Below are 23,940 nucleotides of genomic sequence, written 5' to 3'. Positions count from 1 at the left end.
CCCTGCCGAGAAGAAATCCGGCTTTCGTAAATTCTGTCAGTCAGGCATGCACCCGCAAGCGGTCGCAGAGACGGCTGAATATCGCTCCGTCGGTTACTACGACATCAGTGACTGCAGCGTCTTGACGATACTGAACAGACCCGATGTAGCGGTGCCGGTGTTGACAAAGCCGGAGCTAAAGCCGCTGTAGGTCACCGGGAAGATGAGTACCTCCGACGGGAAGCCCGGCGGAACGCCCGGCACCCCGGTGTTGCCGATTCCGGACATGTTGCCGTTCATAAAGTTGGCCCCGGTTGCGTTGTTGAAGAAGCCCGAGACGTTGCCGTTTGTCACCGGGATGATTCCGTTGCCGGTCCCGCTGGCCGTGTTGTAGAAGCCGGAGACGTTGGGGCCGGTGTTGTTGAAGCCCGAGTTCGTGGCGCCGGTGTCGGTGGTGATTCCGTTGCCGGTATTGACGTTGCCCGAATCCCAGAAGCCCGTGTTGACGTTGCCCGAGTTGCCGTTGCCCGTGTTGGTACTGCCCGCATTGAAGAATCCGGTGTTCTCGCTGCCCGAGTTGCCCATGAAGGTGTTGTAGCTGCCGGCATTCCCCAACCCGGTGTTTAGTGTGCCGCCATTGCCGATGCCAAAGTTCCCGGAGCCGGTGTTCCCGATGCCGATGTTTCCGATGCCTGATTCGCCGATGCCGAAGTTGTTGCCGCCGCCCGTGACGGTATTGATGCCCGAGTTGAATATGCCGGTGTTGCCGTTGCCGGCGTTGAAGAAGCCGGTGTTGTTGTTGCCGGCATTGAACAGGCCAACATTGCCGGTGCCCCCGTTCAGGCCGCCGAAGCCGACCTGGTTGTTGCCGGTGAGCCCGATGCCCATGTTGTTGTTGCCGTTATTGCCGAAGCCCATGTTGCCGTTGCCGAAGTTGCCGAAACCGACGTTGTTGCTGCCGAAGTTGCCGCCGCCGCCGTTGCCGTCGCCGGTATTGCCGAGGCCGGTGTTGAAGTTGCCCAAGTTGCCCAGGCCCCTGTTGCCGCCCGGCATTGCGAAGCTGCCGCCGTTGCCGGAGTTGCCCAGGCCGAAGTTGCCGAAGCCGGTGTTGCCGAAACCGGCGTTGCCGTTCCCCAGGTTCCCGAAGAACGTGTTGTCCTGGCCGTTGTTGCCGCCGCCGAAGTTACCGTTGCCGATGTTGCCGTTGCCGATGTTTTGGCCGCCAAAGTTGCCGTTGCCGATGTTGCCCATGCTGCCCTTGTTGCCGACGCCGATGTCGGGCAGGTTCGCCAGGGCGCCCTGCAGGGCGCTCTGCGCTGAGGTAAGCTGCGTCGCTGCCGCCGAGGCGCCGCCGTGGTAGCCGACCATCGCGGCCACGTCCTGGGCCCACATCTCTTCATAAACGCCCTCGGCCGCCGCGATCGCCGGCGCATTGAAACCGAACAAGTTGGTCTGCACCAACTGCACGAACATGTTGCGGTTGGCCGCGACCGCCAACGGATGCACCGTCGCAGCCTGGGCAGCCTCAAAGATACTGGCCACCACGTTGGCCTGACTGGCCGCACTCGAGGCCTGGGCGGCCGCCGTGCTCAGTAGTGCCGAATACGGGTTGGCCGCCGCCGTCATCGCCGAGGCCGCCGCCCCCTGCCAGGACTGGCCCGTCAGCCCCGAAGTCACCGAAGAAAACGACGACGCCGCCGACCCCAACTCCGAGGCCAAGCCCTCCCAGGCCGCCGCCGCCTCCAACATCGGCGCTGACCCCGCCCCGGAATACATCAGGGCCGAGTTGATCTCAGGCGCCAACATTGAAAAATTCACCATTGTGACCTCCGCTAGATGCACCGTTGAGTTGTGGCGCGGGTTTTGCCCGTCGACGCGAAGAACATTACGACGCAGACCTCGAGTGTGTTAACAGTTTCGAAAAACATGCGCAATGTTCTTGGCACCGGATGGCCAAGCAAGCGCTTGGTTGATACCCTGGCCAGGTGGAGCGGGAGCCGAGTCAGGCGGTGAGTCGCAGGGACGAGTTGCTCGAACTCGCCGCGACCATGTTCGCCGACCGCGGCCTGCGCGCCACGACCGTCCGCGATATTGCCGACGGCGCAGGCATCCTCTCTGGCAGTCTGTACCACCATTTCTCCTCCAAGGAGGAGATGGTCGATGAGCTGCTGCGCAGCTTCCTGGACTGGCTGTTCGCCCGCTACCGGGAAATCATCGACAGCGAAGCGGATCCGCTAGAGCGGCTCAAGGGGCTGTTCATGGTGTCGTTCGAGGCGATCGAGCATCGACACGCGCAGGTCGTCATCTACCAGGACGAAGCCCAACGGCTGTTGTCGCAGCCGCGGTTCTCCTACATCGAGGACATGAACCGGCAACAACGCAAGATGTGGGTCGAGGTGCTAAATCAGGGCATTGACGAAGGGTGCTTCCGGCCCGACCTGGACGTCGACCTGGTCTACCGTTTCATTCGAGACACCACCTGGGTGTCGGTGCGCTGGTATCAACCCGGCGGGCCGCTCAGCGCGCAGCAGGTTGGTGAGAATTACCTCGCCATCGTTCTAGGCGGAATCACGAAAGAAGGAGTCTGAAAACATGCCCGAGGCGTATGTCATTGACGCTGTGCGTACCGCGGTTGGTAAACGCAACGGCGCACTGGCGGGACTACATCCCGTCGACCTCGGCGCCTTGGCGTGGCGCGGATTGCTCGACCAGGTCGACGTCGACCCCGCCGCCGTGGACGATGTGATCGCCGGTTGCGTGGACGCCATCGGCGGTCAGGCTGGCAACATCGCACGGCTGTCCTGGCTGGCGGCGGGCTATCCCGAAGAGGTGCCCGGCGTCACCGTGGACAGGCAGTGCGGGTCCAGTCAGCAGGCGATTTCCTTTGGCGCACAGGCGATCATGTCCGGCACTGCCGACCTAATCGTGGCCGGCGGCATGCAGAACATGAGCCAGATCCCGATCTCGTCGGCGATGACCGTCGGCGAGCAGTTCGGTTTCACGTCGCCCACCAACGAGTCCAAGCAGTGGCTGCACCGCTACGGCGATCAGGAGATCTCCCAGTTTCGTGGCTCGGAGCTGATCGCCGAGAAGTGGAACCTTTCCCGCGAAGAGATGGAGCAGTACTCGCTGACCAGCCACGAACGCGCGTTCGCCGCGATCCGCAGCGGTCACTTCGACAACGAAATCATCACTGTTGAAACAGAATCCGGCAGATTCCGGGTCGACGAGGGTCCACGCGAGTCGTCGCTGGAGAAGATGGCCGGTCTTAAACCGTTGGTCGAGGGGGGCAAGCTGACCGCGGCGATGGCCAGTCAGATATCCGACGGCGCCAGCGCGGTGTTGCTGGCATCCGAGCAGGCCGTCAAAGACCATGGCCTGACACCCCGAGCCCGGATCCACCACATCAGTACCCGCGGCGCCGACCCGGTTTTCATGCTCACCGGCCCGATCCCCGCCACTCGCCACGCGCTGGAAAAGACCGGTCTCTCCATCGATGACATCGACACCGTCGAGATCAACGAGGCCTTCGCGCCCGTTGTTTTGGCCTGGCTTAAAGAGGTTAAGGCCGACCCAGCCAAGGTCAACCCCAACGGTGGCGCGATCGCCCTCGGACATCCGCTGGGCGCAACCGGTGCCAAGCTCTTCACCACCATGCTCAACGAACTCGAGCGCATCGGCGGTCGCTATGGCCTGCAGACGATGTGTGAGGGTGGCGGCACGGCCAACGTCACTATCATCGAGCGCCTGTAACTCGTCGCGCCGAGTGTGAACCACGCGACGGCCAATCGGCATGTCGCGTCGCGTACTTCACATTCGGCGGGAAAGGGTTGGCGGGAAGGGTTCTAGTCCGCCACCAGCGACGAGGCCGCCTGCAGGTGCGCTACGGCGTCGCGCACGATCGACTCGATCAGTTCCTTGCACGACGGCAGGTCCTCGAGGATGCCGGCGACCTGGCCCGAGGCCAGCACCCCGGCGTCGGTGTTGCCCTCCACCAGGCCGGCCTTGAGCAGCATCGGGGTATTGGCTGCCATCACTACCTGTGACCAGGTCAGCTCCTTGCCATGGCGCATCGCCAGCCCGTCTTGGATCATCGACCGCCAGGTCATCTGAGACATCTGCTTGAACTTGCCGGCATTGCGGATAGCGGCGCTGAAACCCCTTGCCCGCGAGCCGCTCTCCAGCTTCTCCACCAATCCGGTACGCAACACGCGGTGCCGCATGCCGTCGACGCGGGTGGTTACCACCGTGCCGTCCAGGGCGGCCTCCAGGTAGCGCCTCTTGACGGCGTCCGGCACGGTCGAGTCCGACGTGAGCAAAAACCGGGTGCCCATCGCCACGCCGGCCGCACCGTAGGACAGCGCCGCCGCCAGACCTCGCCCGTCGAAGAACCCGCCCGCGGCGATCACCGGGATCCCGGTCCCCTGAACGGCGTCCAGCACCGACGGCAACAGCAGCGTCGTCGCGACGGGTCCGGTATGGCCGCCGCCTTCACCACCCTGCACGATCATCGCGTCCGCGCCCCAGCCAGCGACCTTGCGCGCATGCTTGGCCGCCCCGATGGACGGAATTACCACCGCGCCAGCGTCTTTCAATCTCACGATCAATTCTTGCTTGGGTGCCAAGGCGAACGATGCCACCTTGACGCCCTCGCGGATCATCAGCTCGACACGATCGCCGGCGTCGGCGGCATCGGCGCGGATGTTCACACCGAAGGGCTTGTCCGTGGCGGCCTTGACTTTGCCGATGGCCGTCGCCAATTCGTCCAGGGTCATGGTGGCCGAAGCCAGGATGCCCAGCCCGCCGGCGTTGGCCGTCGCCGACACTAGCCGCGCACCGGCCACCCAGCCCATACCGGTTTGCACCACCGGGTGCTCGACACCAACCAGCTCGGTCAGCGGCGTGCGCAGCCTCACGAACGTATCTCCCTGTCGCGCAGCGCCTTCGGATCGATTACCTCGCGAATGAGCCGCAGTTCCTCGTCGGTGGGCAGCCTGGTCTCCGACGCCTCGTCCAGACCATGCACCGCGAACGTGGTGGCTTCCCGGACCTCGTCGGGCGACACACCGGGGTGCAAGCTGACGGCGCGCATCGTGCCGTCCGGACCCCCGAAGTCGAACACGCCGAGGTTGGAGACCACGCGATAGACGTTGGCGAACCGGAACGCGGGGTTGTCTCCGTCGAACTTGTCGGTGCCAATGCCGCAGACCACGTCGACGGTCTCACAGAACACCCGCTTGGAATGATTGCCGACCCAGTAGCTGGTCGCGTGATTGATCGCGTTGCCGGGTGCGCCGCGGACCCCAAACATCTGCCGGGTCGGATGTTGCAGGGGTCCGAACGCCGACAGATTCTGGTTGCCATAGCGGTCAACCTGATTGGCGCCCATCACCACATGCCGGCGTCCCCACGCCAGCGTCTCGAACACGCGGCCAAACGGCATCCAGCCCTCGACGGGTCCCACCTTGCCCAGCGGCGGCGTGTCCGCGAGCAGTTGCGCCTCGCCGTCGGTCAACAGGATGTCGGGGGAGAAGGTCAAGCGAGCCAGTCGGGCACCGACCGAGGCCATGTTCGCCATCGGGCTGACCATGATTTCGCCTGCGTCCCGGAATAATTCGGCGCAGGCCACCGCGCATACTTCAGCCCGATTGCTCATTTCGAGGGCTCCTCCGCAAATTTACGCACGGCTTCTTGGTACTGGGCCTCATCTCCGGACAGGTAGGTCGCAACGAACTGCTTCCAACCCTCGTCCGTGGACGCGGCCTCGGCGTAGTGTCGCTGGAACTTCTCGTCGCGGCCGTAGTCCGGTGCGGCGGTGGTGAAGTGGGCCCCACCGGGCGCTTCCACCACCGCGTCTACCATCATCCGGTTGACCAGCAGCGCTTGCGGTGGAACGGCTTTGACCAGTTCTTCGGTAGACACCACCCGCTCCACCGAGAGGTAGCGTTTCTCGGCGGCCATCAGGAACAGATCGTCAAAGTACGGGTCGATGCCGGTGTACGCTGCATTGCCTTGGCTGTCACCGAGATTCAGATGCACAAAGGCGGCGTCCAGGCGCAGAGCCGGCATGGCGATCAGCGTCTCGTGTCCGCCGCCGGGCGCCGGATACGGGCTCTTCACGGTGGCAAGCTCGCCCTCCCAGAAGTCCGGTACCGAACTGCCCAGCCCGGCGCGGATCGGCAGGAACGGCAACCGTTGGGCCGCCGCCTGCAATCCGCAGCGCAGCATGCCCTCGTCCATTTCCCGGGCTTCGATCGATCCGCTGGTACGCGCCTTGGCGAACCACGGGTCATAGAACGGGGCTGAGTCCAGCGAGACGAACCCGTAGTACGCACGTCGGACCTTGCCCGCAGAGCACAGCAGACCCAAGTCCGGTCCGCCATACGTGACGACGGTCAAGTCGGTGACGTCGCTTCGCAGCACGGCGCGCACGAAGGCCATCGGTTTGCGCCGGGAGCCCCAGCCGCCGATGCCGATGGTCATGCCGCTGCGCAACTGCGCGACAGCCTGGTCGAGGGTAGTGCGCTTGTCGCTCATGGCTTCTTCACGAACGCGTCGCGATGCTCGTCGGACACACCGGCGAGGTTGAGTTCAAACGTAAACCCCTGCTCCATACGGTAACTCGAGTTGACCCGTTGAACGTCGATCAAGTTCAGCGCCTCCTTGGCCGCGCGGATGACCCGGGTGTCCTTGGCGGCGATGTCGCGCGCCAGCCGCAACGCGGCCTCGTCGAGTTGGTCCCGAGGCACCACCTCGTGCACCGAGCCGAAGTGTTGCAGGGTGGCGGCGTCGACCGTCGCGGCGGTGAAGAACAACCGCCGCATCAGATGTTGTGGCACCAGTCGCGACAGATGGGTGGCCGCCCCGAGCGCGCCCCGTTCCACTTCGGGCAGACCGAAAGTGGCGTCGTCGGAGGCGACGATGACGTCGGCGTTGCCGACCAATCCGATGCCCCCGCCCACGCAGAATCCGTTGACCGCGGCGATCACTGGCACCGCGCATTCGTACACCGCACGGAACGCTGCGAAGCAGCCGCGGTTCGCGTCGATCAGGGCGGCGTAGCCTTGGCCGGCAGCTTGAGTGCGCTGCATCTCCTTGATGTCTACTCCGGCGTTGAAGCCGCGGCCCTCGGCCCGCAGGATTACCGCATGAGTTTCGGGATCGGCGCCGGCGGCGGTTATTGCGTCGGCTAGTTCGAACCAGCCCTTCGAGGGGATGGCGTTGACGGGTGGGTAGTCGACGGTGACCGCAACTATTCCCGGTTCTGAGGTGGTCGTGGTGATGGGCATCAGGATTCCTGGGGTAGCTACCTAAGCAAGCACTTGCTTGGTACGCTAGCACAGTGACTCACCCCGAATCAGCCGACGCCATCAGATTTGGATTGGCCGGACGGGTGGTACTGGTAACCGGCGGCGTTCGAGGGGTAGGCGCCGGCATCAGTTCGGTTTTTGCCAAGCAAGGCGCGACTGTGGTGACGTGTGCCAGGCGTGCGGTCGAAGGTCTGCCCTACGAATTCCACTCCTGCGACGTCCGCGACGAGGAAGCGGTCAAGGCGTTGATCGACACCGTGGCCGACCGCCATGGCCGCCTCGATGTGGTGGTCAACAACGCCGGCGGTTCGCCGTACGTGCTGACCGCGGAGTCCAGCCCGAAGTTCAATCGGAAGATTATTGAACTCAATTTGATTGGCGCGCTGTGGGTTTCGCAGTATGCCAACGACAAGATGCAAAACCAGTCAGGCGGCGGCTCGATAGTGAACGTCTGCAGCCTCAGCGGACGCCGGCCGTCGCCGGGCACCGCGGCATACGGAGCGGCCAAGGCCGGTCTGGAGAGTCTCACCCAGACGATGGCGGTGGAGTGGGGGCCGAAGGTCCGCGTTAACGCGTGCGTGGTCGGCATGGTGGAAACCGAGCAGGCCGACCTGTTCTACGGCGACGCCGAGTCCATCGCCGCGATCTCCGAGAATGTGCCGCTGGGCCGGCTGGCCCTGCCCGAGGATATCGGTTGGGCCGCAGCATTTTTGGCATCCGACGCCGCGTCCTACATCAGCGGCGCCTCGTTAGAGGTGCATGGTGGCGGGGAGCCGCCGCACTATCTGGCCACGACGACCGCGAGCTCAGTCAAGTAGAGGAGATAGGAAATATGGGTGTGGTTGACGGGCGCGTGGTCATCGTCACCGGGGCCGGCGGCGGTATTGGCCGCGAGCACGCTTTGGCCTTCGCAGCCGAAGGCGCACGGGTGGTGGTCAACGACATTGGGGTGGGCCTGGATGGTTCGCCCGCCAGTGGCGGCAGTGCAGCGCAAGGCGTCGTTGACGAAATCGTCTCCGCCGGTGGCGAAGCCGTCGCCAACGGATCGAATATCGCGGACTGGGACCAGGCGGCCGGCCTCATCCAGACCGCCGTCGACACGTTCGGTGCCCTGGACGTGCTGGTGAACAACGCCGGGATCGTACGAGACCGCATGATGGCCAACACCAGCGAGGACGAGTTCGACGCGGTCATCGCCGTGCATCTCAAGGGCCACTTCGCCACCATGCGGCACGCCGCGTCGTATTGGCGCGCGCTGTCCAAAGAGGGGAAAACCGTTGACGCACGGATCATTAACACCAGTTCGGGTGCGGGATTGCAGGGCAGCGTCGGGCAGGGAAACTACAGTGCGGCCAAGGCCGGCATCGCCGCGATGACGTTGGTGGCCGCCGCCGAGATGGGCCGCTACGGTGTCACCGTCAACGCGATAGCTCCCTCGGCTCGCACCCGGATGACCGAAACCGTCTTCGCCGAGATGATGGCGACGCAAGACCAGGATTTCGATGCGATGGCTCCAGAGAACATCTCGCCGCTGGTTGTGTGGTTGGGCAGCAACGAATCTCGCGATGTGACGGGGAAGGTGTTCGAGGTCGAGGGTGGCAAGATCCGCGTCGCGGAGGGTTGGGCGCACGGCCCGGAGGTCGACAAAGGCGCGAAATGGGATCCCGCCGAGTTGGGACCCGTCGTCAGCGATCTGCTGGCCAAGGCGCGGCCGCCGGTCCCGGTTTACGGGGCCTAACGGGTGCTGCGGACGCTAAACCCGCAGGCTTGTCACGAGATCGCCGCCCGGAAGCCCGACCAGGCATTCGCCGCGAAGGGATCGAGGTAGCTGATTCCATTGCTGATACCCTGCTCGGGCCCGCTGAGCAGCGATTGCACTGGAGTCCTTACCGGCGGCGGGAGATAGCTGATTACAGTACTAATCTCCTGCTCTGCCCCAGCCCATGCCTGCCCCAAAGGCCCCAGTGTGGGGCCTGTCGTGGGCGTAGTGGGGGGAGGAGGATTCACGACAACCGCAGCGGTGTTCGGCAACGCCGCGGCGTTAGCCGCCTCTTCGGCGGCGTACTGCCCCGCGCTGGCGCTGAGGAGCTGCACAAACTGGCTGTGAAACGTTGCCGCCTGAGCACTTAGCACCTGAAACCCTTGCGCGTAGCTCACAAACAAGCTCGAGATCACCTCCGACACTTCATCGGCAGCGGCTGGCAATACCGCTGTCGTCGGGGTAACCGCGGCCGAGTTGGCCGCGCTAATACTCGAACCGATGCTTTCCAAATTCGAAGCCGCGCCCGCCACCGTCTCAGGTACCGCGATCAGAAATGACATCCGACACCTCCCGAAGGCGCCATGGCCACACAACCATGACAAGCGGATCCGTTGATGATAGCGGTGACGGGGACCTAGTGCACGTCGTGCGCAATCGAGATCAGGTCGAGGCTGCGTTCGTGATTCATCCCATCTGTCCCACAAGGCTCAGGCCAGCACGGTGGCACCCTTTTTGCCCGGCTACGCGCGACTGTGAAGATGGTTTTGCCTCAGGGCTCGCAGACCACGATCGGAATTTTCCGCTCGGTCCACGTCTGATAGTCGTTGAGTGCCGGGTAGCCCGCGGCCAGCTCGGCCAGATACTTGGTGCGTTCCTCGGAGGTCGCCTCTCGCGCCGTCAACGAGAACACCTCGTCCCGCACCTGCACGGTCACCTTTGGGTTGGCCTTGAGGTTGAGGTACCACAGCGGATGCGTATCGCGGCCGCCATTGGATGCGGGGAAGACAATGCGACCGCCGTCGCGCACGTACAACAGCGGCGTGACGCGTTTTTGACCGGTCTTGCGACCCGTCGTGGTCAACAGTGCGACCGGGCTGTTCTGGATCTTGCCGCCGAGCTTGCCTTTGCTGAGCTTGTAGATCCGGGCGTTGGCGCGCGACATCCACTTGATGAAGACTGTGGCCCCAGGCGAATTCAAAGACTTCGGTTTTTCCATCGGTGCCCCGGTCTCACGTTGAATGAATGGATGAAAGCCAGCCCTGATGTGGTGGATTTCAGGTGTCCCGCTTGAACTTTCGGCGGGGATCAAAAACGTCTCGTCGACGTGCGCAGCGACCCGCCAGCCGGCGAGCGCCGCCTTGGTGAGCACGTTGTAGTACGCGTGCACCTCGTCACCGGCGACACGGTATTCCGGCGTAGTCGTGTCGGCGATCAATCGGTACTGCGGCCCCCGGTTTAGGCTGCGCCGCAGGTGGTTTCCGGAAAAGCCGTTCTTGACTCCCAGCTCGATCCGGGTGCTCCCGGCCGCGAAGGGAACGGAGTCGCCGTCATGCGTGACGAGGGCGTCGATGTAAGCCTGCGCCGCCGCGGTGCGACTTTCCTGGGAAACGAACACCGACCGGTTAGATCCGCTCGATGATGGTGCCGGTGGACAGGGCACCGCCGGCGCACATGGTGATCAGCGCGGTGCTCTGGTCGGTGCGCTCCAGCTCGTGCAGCGCGGTGGTGACCAAGCGACTTCCGGTGCAGCCCACGGGATGACCGAGCGCGATCGCGCCGCCGTTGACGTTGACGCGGTCCATGTCGGGTTCGTGCACCCGGGCCCAGGACAGCACCACCGAGGCAAAGGCCTCGTTGATCTCGACGATGTCAATGTCGCCGATCTTCATGCCTGCCTTGTCCAGCACCTTGGCTGTCGACTGCACCGGGCCGTCGAGGTGATAGTAGGGTTCCGCGCCAACGTTGGCCTGGCTGACGATGCGGGCCCGTGGCTTCAGGCCCAGCGCCTTGGCCTTGTCCTCGTCCATCCACAGCACGGCCGCGGCGCCGTCGGAGATTTGCGACGAGGTGCCGGCGGTGTGAATTCCACCCTCCATCACCGGCTTCAGCTGACTCAGCCCTTCCAGCGTGGTCTCACGCAGGCCCTGGTCGCGGGAGACCATGTGTCGGTCGCTGGTGGGCCGCTTGTGCTCGTCGAGCACCGGCGCCTCGATCGGTGAGATTTCGCGCTCGAACCGGCCCTCGTCCCACGCGCGCTTGGCCCGCAGCTGCGACTCGAACCCGAACGCGTCGATGTCTTCGCGGGTGATGCCGCGGCGCTTGGCGATGCGCTCGGCGGCCTCGAACTGATTGGGCAGGTCGATGTCCCACGACGCCGCGCGGATAGCGTTGCGGTCTGGTCCCGCGTTAGCGCCCAAGCCGACGCGGCTCATCGCCTCGATGCCGCAGGCGATGCCGATGTCGATGGCCCCGATCGCGATGAGTCCGGCGACCAGATGGTTGGCCTGCTGGCCGCTGCCGCATTGGCAGTCGACGGTGGTCGCTCCGACGTGTTCGGGCAGGCCGGCCGTCAGCCACGCCACCCGGGTGATGTTGTTGGACTGCTCGCCGTACTGGGTAACGCATCCGCCGACGAGCTGTTCGACGTCCCCGCCCTCGATTCCAGCCTTCTCCACCAACGCCTTCTGCACCGCTCCCAGCAGCTCGGTGGCATGTAGGCCGGACAGCCATCCATTGCGTTTGCCGATCGGGCTGCGCGTGGCTTCTACGATTACCGGGTTACCCATGGGGCCAGGCTAGAACACGTTTCATTACTATGACAAGCGACGATGATCCGGCGCCTTTTGTATGCGGTGGAGGCGTGTTTTACTGGCAACAGAGCGCCACTAGGAGAACTAGTAAGGAGAACTAGCGTGCCCAGCCCCAACCTCCCGCCCGGGTTTGATTTCACCGACCCCGACATCTACACCGAGCGGATTCCCGTCGAAGAGTTTGCCGAGCTGCGGGCGACGGCGCCGATCTGGTGGAACGAACAGGCTCCCGGCAACGGTGGCGGCTTCCACGACGGCGGCTTTTGGGCGATCACCAAGCTCGACGACGTCAAAGAGATCTCGCGGCGCAGCGACGTGTTCTCCAGTTACGAGAACTGCGTGATCCCGCGGTTCAACAATGACATCGCCCGCGAGGACATCGAGGTGCAGCGCTTCGTCATGCTCAACATGGACGCGCCGCACCACACCCGGCTGCGCAAGATCATCTCCCGTGGATTCACCCCGCGCGCCATCGGGCGGCTGGAGGACGAACTCCGCGAGCGCGCCCAGAAGATCGCCAAAGCGGCCGCCGCCGCGGGCTCCGGAGACTTTGTCGAGCAGGTCTCCTGCGAGCTGCCGCTGCAGGCCATCGCCGGTCTACTCGGCGTACCCCAGGAGGACCGCGGCAAGCTGTTCGACTGGTCTAACGAGATGACGGGCAACGACGACCCGGAGTACGCCCACATCGACCCGAAGGCGTCTTCCGCGGAGCTGATCATGTACGCGATGAAGATGGCCGAGGAGAGGGCCAAGAACCCCGGCGACGACATCGTGACCCAGCTGATCGAAGCCGACATCGACGGGGAGAAGCTCACCGACGACGAGTTCGGCTTTTTCGTGGTGATGCTCGCGGTCGCGGGCAACGAGACCACGCGGAACTCCATCACGCAAGGCATGATGGCGTTCGCCGACTTCCCCGACCAGTGGGAGCTTTACAAGAAGGAACGCCCCGAGACCGCCGCCGACGAGATCGTCCGCTGGGCCACGCCGGTCACCTGCTTCCAGCGCACCGCGCTGGAGGACTACGAGCTGTCCGGCATGAAAATCAAGAAGGGCCAACGGGTGATCATGTTCTACCGCTCGGCCAACTTCGACGAAGAGGTCTTCGAGGATCCGTTCGCGTTCAACATCATGCGAAACCCCAACCCGCACGTCGGTTTTGGTGGCACCGGCGCGCACTACTGCATCGGCGCCAACCTCGCACGGATGACCATCAATCTGATCTTCAACGCGGTGGCCGACAACATGCCCGACCTCAAGCCCATCTCGGCGCCCCAGCGGCTGCGGTCAGGCTGGCTCAACGGCATCAAGCACTGGGAAGTCGACTACAAACCGGCAAGCACCCGGTGAATTCGTGACAGACACAAAAACGACGATGGATTTTGATCTCAGCGCGACGCAACAGGCCGTCGTCGATGTCGTCACGTCGGTACTTGATCGCGATTCGTCCTGGGCTGCTCTGGTCGACGGGGGCGTGACGGCGCTGCCGGTACCCGAACGCCTCGGCGGCGACGGCGTGGGCCTGCCCGAGGTCGCGACGATACTGACCGAGGTGGGCCGCCACGGTGCCATCACCCCGGCGCTGGCGACCCTGGGCTTTGGGGTGGCGCCGTTGCTGGACCTGGCGTCCGAGGAGCAGCAGGACCGTCTCCTTGCTGGGGTCGCCAAGGGTTCGGTGCTGACCGCAGCGCTCAACGAACCTGGCGCGGCGCTGCCGGATCGGCCCGCTACCAACGTTTCCGGTGGTCGCCTGTCGGGCACCAAAGTCGGTGTGGCGTATGCCGAACAGGCCGAGTGGATGCTCGTCACGGCCGCCAGCGCGGTGGCGGTGATTTCACCGAAGGCCGAGGGTGTGCGGTTGGTCCACACGCCGACGTCGAACGGATCCGACGAATACACAGTGACGTTTGATGGCGTCGCGGTTGCCGATTCCGACGTGCTGGCCGGCGCGTCGGCATCCCGGGTCAATCAGTTGGCCCTGGCCACGGTTGGTGCCTACGTCGACGGCTTGGTGGCCGGGGCGCTGCGACTTACCGCCGACTACGTGGCCGAGCGCAAGCAGTTCGGCAAGCCGCTGTCGACGTTTCAGACTGTGGCTGCCCAGCTCGCCGAAGTTTACATCGCCTCGCGCACAATAGATTTGGCGGCGAAGTCGGTAATCTGGCGACTCGCTGAGGGTCTGGATGCCGACAGTGATCTCGATGTGCTCGGGTACTGGGTGGCGTCGCAGGCGCCGCCGGTGATGCAGCTGTGCCATCACTTGCACGGCGGCATGGGGATGGACATCACCTATCCGATGCACCGGTACTACTCCTCGATCAAAGACCTGTCCCGACTGTTGGGCGGCCCCTCGCATCGCCTCGATTTGGTGGGAGCGCAATGTTCATCGATCTGACCCCGGAGCAGCGGCAGCTGCAAGCCGAGCTGCGGCAATACTTTTCGAATCTCATCTCCTCCGAGGAGATGAAGGCGATGGAGCAGGACCGCCACAACGCCGCCTACCGCGCGGTGATCCGCCGGATGGGTCAGGACGGGAAGCTTGGCGTCGGGTGGCCTAAAGAGTTCGGCGGCCTGGGTTTCGGGCCTGTCGAGCAGTCGATCTTTGTCAACGAGGCGCATCGTGCCGATGTGCCGTTGCCCGCCGTCACCCTGCAGACGGTCGGGCCCACGCTGCAGGTGTTCGGCAGTGAGATGCAGAAGAAGAAGTTCCTGCCGGCGATCCTCGCCGGCGAGGTCCACTTCGCGATCGGCTACACCGAACCGGAGGCCGGCACCGACCTTGCGTCGTTGCGGACCACCGCGATTCGTCAGGGCGATGAATACATCGTCAACGGCCAGAAGGTCTTCACCACCGGCGCCCATGACGCCGACTACATCTGGCTAGCCTGCCGCACCGACCCCGAAGCCGTGAAGCACAAGGGCATTTCGATCCTGATCGTCGACACCAAGGACCCCGGTTACTCCTGGACGCCGATGATCCTGTCCGACGGCGCGCACCACACCAACGCCACGTACTACAACGACGTGCGGGTGCCGGCCGACATGCTGGTCGGTGAGGAGAACGGCGGATGGCGGCTGATCACCACCCAGCTCAACAACGAGCGCGTGATGCTAGGTCCGGCTGGACGTGTCGCCGGTATCTACGACAGGGTGCACGCCTGGGCGTCCAAGCCGGGCGGCGACGGCGTCACGCCGATCGACCACGACGACGTCAAGCGGTCGCTCGGTGAGATCTATGCGACGTGGCGGATCAACGAGTTGCTCAACTGGCAGGTGGCCGCGGCGGGTGAAGAGATCAATGTGGCCGATGCCGCGTCGACGAAAGTCTTTGGCACGGAGCGTATTCAGCGCATTGGCCGACTCGCCGAGGAGGTTGTCGGGAAGTACGGCAACCCCGCCGATCCAGACACCGCCGAGCTGCTCGACTGGCTCGATTCCCAGACCAAACGCAATCTGGTGATCACCTTCGGCGGAGGCGTCAACGAAGTGATGCGGGAGATGATCGCCGCGGCCGGTCTCAAGGTGCCCCGGGTGCCCCGATGACCGAGATTCAGGAGGCCGTGGCGGATATCAAGGCGGCCTTCGGCGCTAAGCCGCGCGCGGGCCGTGATCCAGTGAATCAGCCGATGATCAACAACTGGGTGGAGGCTATCGGCGACCGCAACCCGATCTATGTCGATGAGGAGGCGGCCCGCACCGCTGGGCATCCGGGAATTGTGGCCCCTCCGGCGATGATCCAGGTCTGGACCATGTTCGGGCTGGCCGGGGAGCGCCCCACCGACGACCCCATGGGCCCGATGATGAAGCTGTTCGACGATGCCGGCTACATCGGCGTGGTCGCGACGAACTGTGAACAGACCTACCACCGGTATCTGCGGCCGGGTGAAGAGGTCAGCATCGCTTCCGAAATGCGTGACGTGGTCGGCCCCAAGCAGACCGCCCTCGGCGAGGGCTGGTTCATCAACCAGCACATCACCTGGCGCGTCGGCGACGAGGACGTGGCCGAGATGGAGTGGCGCATACTGAAATTCAAGCCCCGCGAGGCACCCGCTTCGTCGTCGTCGGTCCCCGCGGATTTGGATGCCGATGCCATGATGCGACCGGCGGTGTCGCGGGACACGGCCTTCTTCTGGGAGGGCGTCAAGGCGCACGAGCTGCGGATTCAGCGGCTGCCGGACGGCGGCCTGCAGCACCCGCCCGTGCCGGCGGTGTGGCAGGACAAGTCCGAGCCGGTGGACTACACGGTGGCCTCTGGTAAGGGCACGGTGTTCAGCTTCGTGGTCCACCACGCACCGAAGGTGCCGGGGCGCACGCTGCCGTTCGTGATCGCGCTGGTGGAACTCGAGGAGGGGGTTCGCCTGCTGGGCGAGCTTCGGGGGACAGATCCCGCTGAGGTGAAGATCGGAATGCCGGTCCGCGCAATATATATCGACTTCCCGGCCGCCGATAGTGGGCCAGAGTGGAGTCTCTACGCTTGGGAATCCCTGGAAGGTCGAGCATGAGCGCACCGGTCATCGAAGTCGGTACCAAGCTGCCCGAGCTCAAGCTGCACGGCACTCCCACGTTCATCATCTCGACGGCCCTGGCCACCAGGGATTTTCAGGACGTGCACCACGACCGCGACCTGGCTCAGGCCAAGGGGTCCAAGGACATCTTCGTCAACATTCTGACCGACACGGGACTGGTGCAGCGCTACATCACCGACTGGGCGGGGCCGTCGGCGCTCATCAAGTCGATCGGCTTGCGGCTGGGCGTGCCGTGGTACGCCTACGACACGGTCACCTTCTCCGGTGAGGTGACCGCGGTGCAGGACGGCCTCATCACCGTGAAGGTGGTGGGCAGCAACAGCCTTGGCGATCACGTCATCGCGACCTCCACCCTCACGATCGGGGATGCTTGATGTTGTCGCGGCAGGCGGCCATCGTCGGCATCGGCGCCACCGACTTCTCCAAGGACTCCGGTCGCAGCGAGCTGCGACTGGCGGCCGAGGCGGTACGCGATGCGCTCGACGACGCCGGGCTATCGCCCGCGGATGTCGACGGCCTGACCACGTTCACGATGGACACCAATAAGGAGATCGCCGTTGCGCGGGCCGCGGGCATCGGTGAGCTGAAGTTCTTCGCGCAGACCCACTACGGCGGCGGCGCCGCCTGCGCGACGGTCCAGCACGCCGCGATGGCCGTGGCGACCGGGGTTGCCGACGTCGTCGTCGCCTACCGGGCATTCAACGAGCGGTCCGGAATGCGGTTCGGGCAGGTTCAGGCTCGTCTGGTGGGAGATGCTACGGCGCAGGCGGATTCGACGTCCGCGGACAATTCCTTCTCCTATCCACATGGGCTTTCGACGCCCGCGGCGCAGGTGGCCATGATCGCGCAGCGCTACATGCACCTGTCCGGAGCCACCAGCCGCGACTTCGGTGCCGTTTCCGTCGCCGACCGCAGGCACGCCGCCAAGAACCCCAAGGCTTACTTCTACGAGAAGCCGATAACCATTGAGGATCATCAGAATTCGCGGTGGATCGCCGAGCCGCTGCGGCTGCTGGACTGCTGCCAGGAGACCGATGGCGCCGTGGCGATCGTGGTGACGTCCGTGGATCGGGCACGTGATCTCAAGCAGCGCCCGGCGATCATCGAGGCGGCGTCGCAGGGTTCTAGCCCCGACCAGTACACGATGGTCAGCTACTACCGGCCCGAGTTGGGCCTGCCCGAGATGGGCCTGGTGGGCCGGCAGCTGTGGCAGCAGTCGGGCCTGTCGCCGTCGGATATCCAAACCGCTGTTTTGTACGACCATTTCACGCCCTTCACCCTGATTCAATTGGAGGAGCTGGGCTTCTGCGGCAAGGGCGAGGCCAAGGACTTCGTTGCCGACGGCGCGATCGAGGTGGGCGGGCGGCTACCGATCAACACCCACGGCGGTCAACTCGGTGAGGCCTACATCCACGGCATGAACGGAATTGCCGAGGGGGTAAGGCAATTGCGTGGTACCTCGGTGAATCCGGTGCCCGCTGTCGAGCATGTTCTGGTGACTGCCGGAACGGGCGTGCCGACCTCGGGTTTGATCCTGGGCTGATTGTCGGCTCAGACACCGCCGATCGCGACTGTGCGTTTCCGATTCTTCGGTGTGGCCACAGCGCGAATGAAGTTGACGGCGAAGGCATCACAGACCTCGTCGACATTTGGCAGGGTGAGTCCGGGAACGTCGGGGAAGGCAGGACGCATGAGCATATGGATCAGGATCGGTCCCAGGAGGTTTTGGGTCAGCACTATTACCGGCTGATCGCGGATGCGTCCAGCGCGGATTTCAGCGTCGAACCACCCTCCGAGGGTGCCGAACATCCGCGGTACTGCATAGCGAGCCAGGGACTGCACCGCGGTGCTTGTCGGTCGCGAGAACGCTTCGGCGAATACCGCTGGAGTGACGCGGGGCTCACGGTTGAGTGCATACGCCACGGTGCGGTAAAAGCCATGCACCGTGGAGTGCAGATCGCCCTGCGCTCGCGCTAGGTATTCCTCGATATCCCGGATGGGACTGAACTCGTCGAACACCGCGCGCATAAGCTCGTCACGTCCCCCGAACGCGGCGTGCAAGCTGAACACGGAGCAATCCGCGCGTTCGGCAATCGCCTCGAGTGTGGCTGCGGCCAAACCATTCTCACTGACCACTTCTGCCGCGGCGGTGAGCGCTCGCAGGCGTACCGGGGGACGGCCCCCGAGATCGATGCCGGCGGCGCGAACGGCGGCATCGAGAGAGCTGCGTGATCCGCCGAGTCTGCGCAGCAACGTACTTCGGGAGATATTGGCTTCGGCGGCGATAGCGCTGACCGGAACTTCGGCGATGTCGCGGTCCAGGGCTTCGGCGGCCCGCACCGCGGCCGCGATCAACTCCGGGGCGACGGAGGGACGGTCGACCACCGTGGCGGGCCCCCCAGCATCGGCATCGGTGCGGCAGTGCGGCATGAGTACGCCGTCAGCGCTTGCTCTGAGCGGAATAGGCACGCACGGACCCGGCATCGGCAGCGATCTCGGCACCCTTCAGCCGCTTGTTCAGTAGCGCGACTCTACGTAGCTGAGCGAATATGTTGATGGAGCCCAGCATGGGGAGTCCCCCGATGAACGTTCGGAAGGAGGGGTTTCCGCCGTGGACCTGAAGCTCGTAGAGGCAGCCGACCACGTAGAAGCACCCGGTGGAAAACAGGGTGGCGGGTATCGCATACGCGAGCGGTGATCGGGCGTCGGCGACCAGTTCCCTCGCATAGTCGTACTCGTCCTGTGTCAGCGGTTCGCGCTTGCGTAGTTTTGCCAGCACGGTCTTGTGCGCGCCGACTTTCTCGCCCAAGGGTGCGGGCGTTCGATTTTCCAGCCTCCCGATGTATACGAATACGCATGCGGCGCAGGTCACTGCCGACGCCGCGGCAAGGGCGGTGAGGTACCCCCAAGGTCCGGAAACCATGCTGTTGTTCCTTTGCTTTGGTCGAAACCGACTCGGTCTGTCAGGTATGTGGGGTGCCGGCGGTCGACGCCGGCCGTGGCTGTGAGCCGGTTGCCACCGGGTCGTCGTCCTCCCACAGCAGCAGTTGGCGCACCGCTTGGCGTGATCCGTAGGGCTGCAGCATTTGGCTGGCAGGGCGCGGTCGCACCTTCAGCGGCCACCAGAACCATCGTCCGATCAGCGCTGCGAAGGATGGCGTCATGAACGAACGCACGATCAGCGTGTCGAACAGCAGACCCAGGGCGATTGTGGTCCCGATCTGACCGAGGATCCGCAAGTCGGCGAATATGAAAGAGGCCATGGTCGCCGCGAAAACCAAACCGGCCGAGGTCACCACCGCACCGGAGCCGGCCATCGACCGGATGATGCCGGTCTTCAAGCCGGCGCCAATCTCTTCTTTGAACCGCGAGATCAACAGCAGGTTGTAGTCCGAGCCCACGGCCAGCAGCAGGATTACGGCCAGCGCCAACACAATCCAGTACAGCTGGATGCCGAAGAGATCCTGCCAAATCAGCACGGACAACCCGAACGATGCACCCAGCGACAGTGCCACGGTACCCACAATGACCAACGCGGCGACAACGCTTCGGGTGATGGCCATCATGACCAGCAGAATGAGGCTGAGCGCCGCGATTCCGGCGATCATCAGGTCGTATTTGGCGCCGTCCTGGATGTCTTTATAGGTGGCCGCGGTGCCGGCGAGGTAGATTTTGGATCCGGCCAGGGGTGTGCCCTTGACGGCCTCCTGGGCCGCGTGTCTGATGGCGTCGATATGCGAAATCCCCTGGGGCGTAGCCGGATCACCTTCATGGGTGATGATCATGCGGGCTGCCTTGCCGTCCGGCGACAGGAACAACTTCAGGCCGCGCTGGAATTCGGGGTTGGTGAACGCTTCCGGCGGTAGGTAAAAAGAATCGTCGGTTTTCGACGCGTCATATGCCTGCCCGAGGGCGGTGGCGTTCTGCAGTGCCGCTGCGGCCTGGTCGTTCAGTCCGGACGTGGTGGCGTAATTCGTCATCGTCAGGTCGCGGTTGGTCTCCTGGCTCGCGATCTGCGGCGGTATCAGCGCGAGCAGCTTGGGTTGCAGCGCATCCAACTTGGCGATGCTGCCCGAGACGCTGTTCAACTCGTCGGTCAGCGCGTCGAGGCCGTCAAGTGCGTCGAACAACGAGCGCAGCGCCGCGCAGACAGGAATGTCGAAACAGTGTTTCTCCCAATAGAAATAGCTGCGCAGCGGCCGGAAGAAGTCGTCGAAGTTGGCGATCTTGTCGCGCAGATCCTGGGCGATGGCGACCGTGCGCTGAAATGCCTTCGCCTGCTCGTCGGTGACGGCGCTGGACTGCTGTTGCAGCGCATACTGCTGCCGCAGGATATCGATCGAGTTGTTGATCACGGCAACTTGTCTTAGCAAGTCGGCGCTCTGGGACTGCTGAAACGGCAGATTGTTGATCTGAGTCGCGCTTCCGGCGCTGATCTGGAACGGAATCGACGTGTGATCCAGTGGCGTCCCCAGCGGGCGGGTGATCGATTGCACCTCCGCGATGCCGTCGGTATGAAATATCGCCTTGGCGACGCGCTCGAGCAGGATCATGCTGGTGGAGTTGCGTAGGTCGTGGTCGGCTTCGATCATCAACAGTTCGGGATTGAGCCGCGCCTGCGAAAAGTGCCGCTCCGCAGCTGCATAACCGATATTGGCCGGGGCATCGGCCGGCATGTAGGAGCGGGCGTCATAGCTTGTCTTGTACCCGGGCAGGGCGAGAAGACCGACGAGGGCTACGGCGATCGTCACCAACACTATGGGGCCGGGCCAGCGCACGATGGCCGTGCCGATACGGCGCCACCGCTGCGTGCTTATCTGGCGGTTGGGTTCCAGCAGACCGAAATGCCGTCCAATGACCAGCATGGCGGGTGCCAGGGTCAGGGCCGCCAGCACTGCGATCAGGACCCCGGATGCCGCAGGAATTCCAAGGCTTTGGAAATACGGGAGACGGGCAAAAGTCAGACAGAATACGGCGCCGGCAATCGTCAGGCCCGAGCCCAAGATGATGTGCGCAGTCCCGTGATACATCGTGGCAAACGCTGATACACGATCCTGCCCGGCGTAACGCGCCTCGTGAAAGCGGCCGAGAATGAAGATCGCGTAATCGGTGCCGGCGGCGATGACGAGCAGTGTCAGCAGATTGGTCGAGTACGTCGAGAGTTGGATGATGCCGGCGTTTGCGAGCACGGCGACAACTCCCCGGGAAGCGGTCAACTCGATCATGACGGTGAAGAGCACCAGGGCCGCGGTGCTGATGCGACGGTAGATCGAAATCAGCATCACCAAGATCACTCCGATGGTGATCAGCGTGGTCTTGAGGGTGCCTTTGCCGCCCACCTCGAACTGGTCGGTGACCAGCGGCGCGGGACCGGTGACATAAGCCTTGACGCCCGGCGGCGGTGACGAGTGGTCGACGATATTGCGCACCGAATCGACGGATTCGTTGGCCAACGACTCGCCCTGATTGCCGGCGAGGTAGACCTGCACCAATGCCGCCTTGCCGTCGGAGCTCTGCGACCCGGCGGCCGTCAGTGGGTCCCCCCAGAAATTCTGAATGTGTTGGACATGCTTCGTGTCTCGGGAGAGCTTGTCGACCAAGCCGTCGTAGTAGTGGTGTGCGTCGGCGCCGAGCGGTCTTTCTCCCTCGAGCACGATCATCGCCGCACTGTCGGAATCGAATTCCTGGAACACTTTGCCGATGCGTTTACTGGCCTGCAGCGACGGCGCATCGTGGGGACTCAGCGACACGTTGTGTGCTTGGGCGACCTTCTCCAACTGCGGCACAAAGACGTTCGTGACAACCGCCACGCCGAGCCAGAAGAACGCGATCAGCACGGAGAACCGGCGGATGAGGTCGGGGACCGACCGGCGCGAGACGCTTTGAGTGCTCATCCGGACTTGTCCAGGCAGTAGGTGAAGGCGTGCATCTGATTCACCGTTTTTTCATCCTTGACCTCGTTGTCAATCTTGATCCGGCAGCCGATCCAGTCGCGATCGCCCTGGGCGGAGACGCTGACGAACACCGCCGGTTGAGTGGTGGTCGTGTCGTAAGCCCAGGGCAGCATGACGGCGTCGGCTCGCTGAGGTTGGGCGTTCACGTCCAGGTAGGTGATGGTTGCCTGCGTGCCTGGCGGCCCAAAAACCTCGACGACCACGTGCTTGGGGTTGAACGGAGCGACGTCGTCGCCGATGCCGGGCGGCGTCGACGTGACATCTTGGGAGGCGAAGACACCGTGCAGGCGATACACCGTGAACCCAGCCAGCGCAAGTACTAGTACGGTGACCACCAGCAGCCAGCGGCGGCTGAGTCGGTGTCCGAGTGAAAACCGCTGCATCCGTGACCCTTTCAGAGGAGCGGCAACAGGAGTCGACGATGGCCGGGAAGGGAGGGAGATCCTCGGTGCGACATCGGCGACCTTTATGAAACCAATTCGTGCGGCGGTTGACATCCCGCTTGACAGCCGCCGGCCGATGCCGCCACTCACCACCTGTTGACACAGGGGCTAACGTAGACTGTATTACTGATTCAAGCAAGGTCACGCCGAGTGTGCGGGGCCGGCCGCAACGCTCGGTGGGAAGGGAAAGAGGGTTAGGCCGGTACTAGCTCTACGCCGCTCAGCACGACGGCGTTGTCGCGTGCGGGCGCAACAACGCCGGCCAAGAATCGGCCGTCCTCTTTCCAGACGTTGACTTGAAGTGTTTCACCGGGATACGCAACACCCGCGAAGCGGGCGCCGTACGCAGCTACCGCCGTGGCATCGCCGTCCAGCAACGCGTCGGTGATCGCCTTGCAGGTCATGCCGTACGTGCATAAACCGTGCAGGATCGGCTGCGGAAAGCCGGCGGCAGAAGCGAATTCGGGATCCGAATGCAACGGATTGCGGTCCCCGCACAGCCGGTACAGCAGCGCCTGCTGCGGTAGGATCGGCATGGCGAGTTCCAGGTCGGGTGCCCGGTCCGGTGTCGCATCCGACGAGGACGGCCCACGCTCGCCACCGAATCCGCCTTCACCGCGGGCGAAGATCGAGCGCTTCTGCGTCCACAGCACCGTGCCGTCGGGGGCGCTGACGGTCGTTTCGCTCCAGATCACCGCGGCCTTGCCCTTGTCCCAGATGTCGGTGAACCGCGTGACGCCGGTAGCGGATCCCGAAGGCGGCAGCGGCGCAGGCACTTCCACGCGCTCGCTGGCGTGCAGCACCTTGCCCAGCTCGATGTCGATGCCGGGGAACTGCACAGTCGGCGGCCCGGTCATGTGGAACGACGCGGCCACGTTGCCGAACGTCGGCAGCACCTGTGGGGTGTCGTCGACCAGGTAGCGCAGCTCGCGCGGATCCATCGGGTCGGAGCCGGCGCCCAGCCCCAGGTGATACAGCTGGATATCGCTGCTGACCCAGGAGAATTCGATGGGCTCGAGCTCGGCGGCCAGGGCGACGTCGACGTCGATCGGCATGGTCAGTTGTCTCCTGCGATGTGCAGCGCGGCCAGGTAGCCGAAGGTCATCGCGGGCCCGATCGTCCCGCCCGGCCCCGGATAGGTGTGTCCCATCACCGG

The 23,940-nt window shown here is 64.1% G+C and carries 24 protein-coding genes and 1 pseudogene; 10 read left to right on the top strand and 15 right to left on the bottom strand.

The window, feature by feature from the left end:
- Positions 1-96: 96 nt before the first annotated feature.
- A complete protein-coding gene (locus tag JO236_RS21110) occupies positions 97-1,800 on the bottom strand; it encodes a PPE family protein (protein ID WP_293335135.1) in 1,704 nt (567 codons plus the stop codon).
- 164 nt (positions 1,801-1,964) lie between these two features.
- On the opposite strand from JO236_RS21110, the gene kstR2 reads away from it, so the two are divergent.
- Positions 1,965-2,567, top strand: a complete 603-nt coding sequence (gene kstR2 / locus JO236_RS21105) for a TetR family transcriptional regulator KstR2 (protein ID WP_293335132.1) — start codon at positions 1,965-1,967, stop codon at positions 2,565-2,567.
- A 4-nt stretch (positions 2,568-2,571) separates the two neighbouring features.
- Positions 2,572-3,732 carry a steroid 3-ketoacyl-CoA thiolase FadA6 gene (fadA6, locus tag JO236_RS21100; protein ID WP_293335129.1) on the top strand — a complete coding sequence of 387 codons (1,161 nt, stop codon included), beginning with the start codon at positions 2,572-2,574 and terminating at the stop codon, positions 3,730-3,732.
- A gap of 92 nt (positions 3,733-3,824) precedes the next feature.
- On the opposite strand, the gene ipdC is transcribed toward fadA6, so the two are convergent.
- The 4 genes from ipdC to echA20 are packed head-to-tail and all read right to left on the bottom strand — an operon-like array spanning position 3,825 to position 7,268.
- Complete coding sequence (ipdC, locus tag JO236_RS21095; protein WP_293335126.1) at positions 3,825-4,895, bottom strand: (3aS,4S,5R,7aS)-5-hydroxy-7a-methyl-1-oxo-octahydro-1H-indene-4-carboxyl-CoA dehydrogenase; 1,071 nt, start codon at positions 4,893-4,895, stop codon at positions 3,825-3,827.
- Positions 4,892-5,635: a cholesterol ring-cleaving hydrolase subunit IpdB gene (gene ipdB, locus JO236_RS21090; protein WP_293335123.1), complete on the bottom strand. Its 744-nt coding sequence runs from the start codon at positions 5,633-5,635 to the stop codon at positions 4,892-4,894. The genes ipdC and ipdB overlap by 4 nt, the downstream gene beginning before the upstream one ends.
- Positions 5,632-6,516 carry a cholesterol ring-cleaving hydrolase subunit IpdA gene (gene ipdA / locus JO236_RS21085; protein ID WP_293335121.1) on the bottom strand — a complete coding sequence of 295 codons (885 nt, stop codon included), beginning with the start codon at positions 6,514-6,516 and terminating at the stop codon, positions 5,632-5,634. Before ipdA ends, ipdB begins: the two co-directional genes overlap by 4 nt.
- Positions 6,513-7,268, bottom strand: a complete 756-nt coding sequence (gene echA20 / locus JO236_RS21080; protein ID WP_293335119.1) for a (7aS)-7a-methyl-1,5-dioxo-2,3,5,6,7,7a-hexahydro-1H-indene-carboxyl-CoA hydrolase — start codon at positions 7,266-7,268, stop codon at positions 6,513-6,515. The genes ipdA and echA20 overlap by 4 nt, the downstream gene beginning before the upstream one ends.
- Before the next feature lie 80 nt (positions 7,269-7,348).
- Here echA20 and JO236_RS21075 point away from each other — a divergent pair, with 80 nt between their 5' ends.
- Both JO236_RS21075 and JO236_RS21070 read left to right on the top strand, forming a co-directional pair.
- Complete coding sequence (locus JO236_RS21075) at positions 7,349-8,107, top strand: SDR family oxidoreductase (protein WP_293335147.1); 759 nt, start codon at positions 7,349-7,351, stop codon at positions 8,105-8,107.
- Between the two features lie 14 nt (positions 8,108-8,121).
- Complete coding sequence (locus JO236_RS21070) at positions 8,122-9,027, top strand: SDR family oxidoreductase (RefSeq protein WP_293335116.1); 906 nt, start codon at positions 8,122-8,124, stop codon at positions 9,025-9,027.
- A 32-nt stretch (positions 9,028-9,059) separates the two neighbouring features.
- Here JO236_RS21070 and JO236_RS21065 read toward each other — a convergent pair whose 3' ends face one another.
- From JO236_RS21065 to JO236_RS21050, 4 genes and pseudogenes are all read right to left on the bottom strand, one after another.
- A complete protein-coding gene (locus JO236_RS21065) occupies positions 9,060-9,611 on the bottom strand; it encodes a PE family protein (RefSeq protein ID WP_293335113.1) in 552 nt (183 codons plus the stop codon).
- A 209-nt stretch (positions 9,612-9,820) separates the two neighbouring features.
- Positions 9,821-10,267 carry a nitroreductase family deazaflavin-dependent oxidoreductase gene (locus JO236_RS21060; protein WP_293335144.1) on the bottom strand — a complete coding sequence of 149 codons (447 nt, stop codon included), beginning with the start codon at positions 10,265-10,267 and terminating at the stop codon, positions 9,821-9,823.
- Positions 10,268-10,285: 18 nt separating this feature from the next.
- Positions 10,286-10,666: pseudogene (locus JO236_RS21055) on the bottom strand (hypothetical protein); the annotation flags it as partial.
- A gap of 7 nt (positions 10,667-10,673) precedes the next feature.
- Positions 10,674-11,837 (bottom strand): steroid 3-ketoacyl-CoA thiolase, encoded by a 1,164-nt coding sequence (locus JO236_RS21050; RefSeq protein ID WP_293335110.1) that lies wholly within the window; start codon positions 11,835-11,837, stop codon positions 10,674-10,676.
- Positions 11,838-11,963: 126 nt separating this feature from the next.
- Here JO236_RS21050 and JO236_RS21045 point away from each other — a divergent pair, with 126 nt between their 5' ends.
- From JO236_RS21045 to JO236_RS21020, 6 genes are read left to right on the top strand one after another with little or no spacing between them, the layout of a single operon-like run.
- Positions 11,964-13,211, top strand: a complete 1,248-nt coding sequence (locus JO236_RS21045) for a cytochrome P450 (RefSeq protein ID WP_293335107.1) — start codon at positions 11,964-11,966, stop codon at positions 13,209-13,211.
- 25 nt (positions 13,212-13,236) lie between these two features.
- Complete coding sequence (locus JO236_RS21040) at positions 13,237-14,256, top strand: acyl-CoA dehydrogenase family protein (RefSeq protein WP_293335104.1); 1,020 nt, start codon at positions 13,237-13,239, stop codon at positions 14,254-14,256.
- Positions 14,241-15,404: an acyl-CoA dehydrogenase FadE29 gene (gene fadE29 / locus JO236_RS21035; RefSeq protein WP_293335101.1), complete on the top strand. Its 1,164-nt coding sequence runs from the start codon at positions 14,241-14,243 to the stop codon at positions 15,402-15,404. The genes JO236_RS21040 and fadE29 overlap by 16 nt, the downstream gene beginning before the upstream one ends.
- The gene (locus tag JO236_RS21030) at positions 15,401-16,363 is read left to right on the top strand and encodes a bifunctional MaoC family dehydratase N-terminal/OB-fold nucleic acid binding domain-containing protein (RefSeq protein ID WP_293335098.1); all 963 of its coding nucleotides are present in this window, start codon (positions 15,401-15,403) and stop codon (positions 16,361-16,363) included. Before fadE29 ends, JO236_RS21030 begins: the two co-directional genes overlap by 4 nt.
- On the top strand, positions 16,360-16,761 hold the full coding sequence (locus tag JO236_RS21025; RefSeq protein ID WP_293335095.1) for a MaoC family dehydratase: 402 nt from the start codon (positions 16,360-16,362) through the stop codon (positions 16,759-16,761). Before JO236_RS21030 ends, JO236_RS21025 begins: the two co-directional genes overlap by 4 nt.
- Entirely contained in the window at positions 16,761-17,930 is a 1,170-nt protein-coding gene (locus tag JO236_RS21020) for a lipid-transfer protein (protein ID WP_293335092.1), read from the top strand. Before JO236_RS21025 ends, JO236_RS21020 begins: the two co-directional genes overlap by 1 nt.
- An 8-nt stretch (positions 17,931-17,938) precedes the next feature.
- Here the strand turns inward: JO236_RS21020 and JO236_RS21015 are convergent, their stop codons facing one another.
- The 6 genes from JO236_RS21015 to JO236_RS20990 all read right to left on the bottom strand — a co-directional run.
- On the bottom strand, positions 17,939-18,817 hold the full coding sequence (locus JO236_RS21015) for a TetR/AcrR family transcriptional regulator (RefSeq protein ID WP_293335089.1): 879 nt from the start codon (positions 18,815-18,817) through the stop codon (positions 17,939-17,941).
- 10 nt (positions 18,818-18,827) lie between these two features.
- Positions 18,828-19,310 (bottom strand): hypothetical protein, encoded by a 483-nt coding sequence (locus JO236_RS21010; RefSeq protein WP_293335086.1) that lies wholly within the window; start codon positions 19,308-19,310, stop codon positions 18,828-18,830.
- A gap of 40 nt (positions 19,311-19,350) precedes the next feature.
- Positions 19,351-22,281 (bottom strand): RND family transporter, encoded by a 2,931-nt coding sequence (locus JO236_RS21005; protein WP_293335083.1) that lies wholly within the window; start codon positions 22,279-22,281, stop codon positions 19,351-19,353.
- Entirely contained in the window at positions 22,278-22,724 is a 447-nt protein-coding gene (locus tag JO236_RS21000) for an MmpS family transport accessory protein (protein ID WP_293335080.1), read from the bottom strand. The genes JO236_RS21005 and JO236_RS21000 overlap by 4 nt, the downstream gene beginning before the upstream one ends.
- Positions 22,725-22,978: 254 nt before the next feature.
- Positions 22,979-23,839, bottom strand: coding sequence for a MaoC family dehydratase (locus tag JO236_RS20995; protein ID WP_293335077.1), 861 nt, complete (start codon positions 23,837-23,839; stop codon positions 22,979-22,981).
- 2 nt (positions 23,840-23,841) lie between these two features.
- A partial coding sequence (locus tag JO236_RS20990) for a hypothetical protein (protein ID WP_293335141.1) occupies positions 23,842-23,940 on the bottom strand: 99 nt, incomplete at its 5' end.

It is taken from the genome of Mycobacterium sp., assembly GCF_019247635.1.
Taxonomy (GTDB): domain Bacteria; phylum Actinomycetota; class Actinomycetes; order Mycobacteriales; family Mycobacteriaceae; genus Mycobacterium.
Note: the sequence above shows the minus strand (reverse complement) of the source record. Positions and strands in the feature narration are given on the sequence as shown.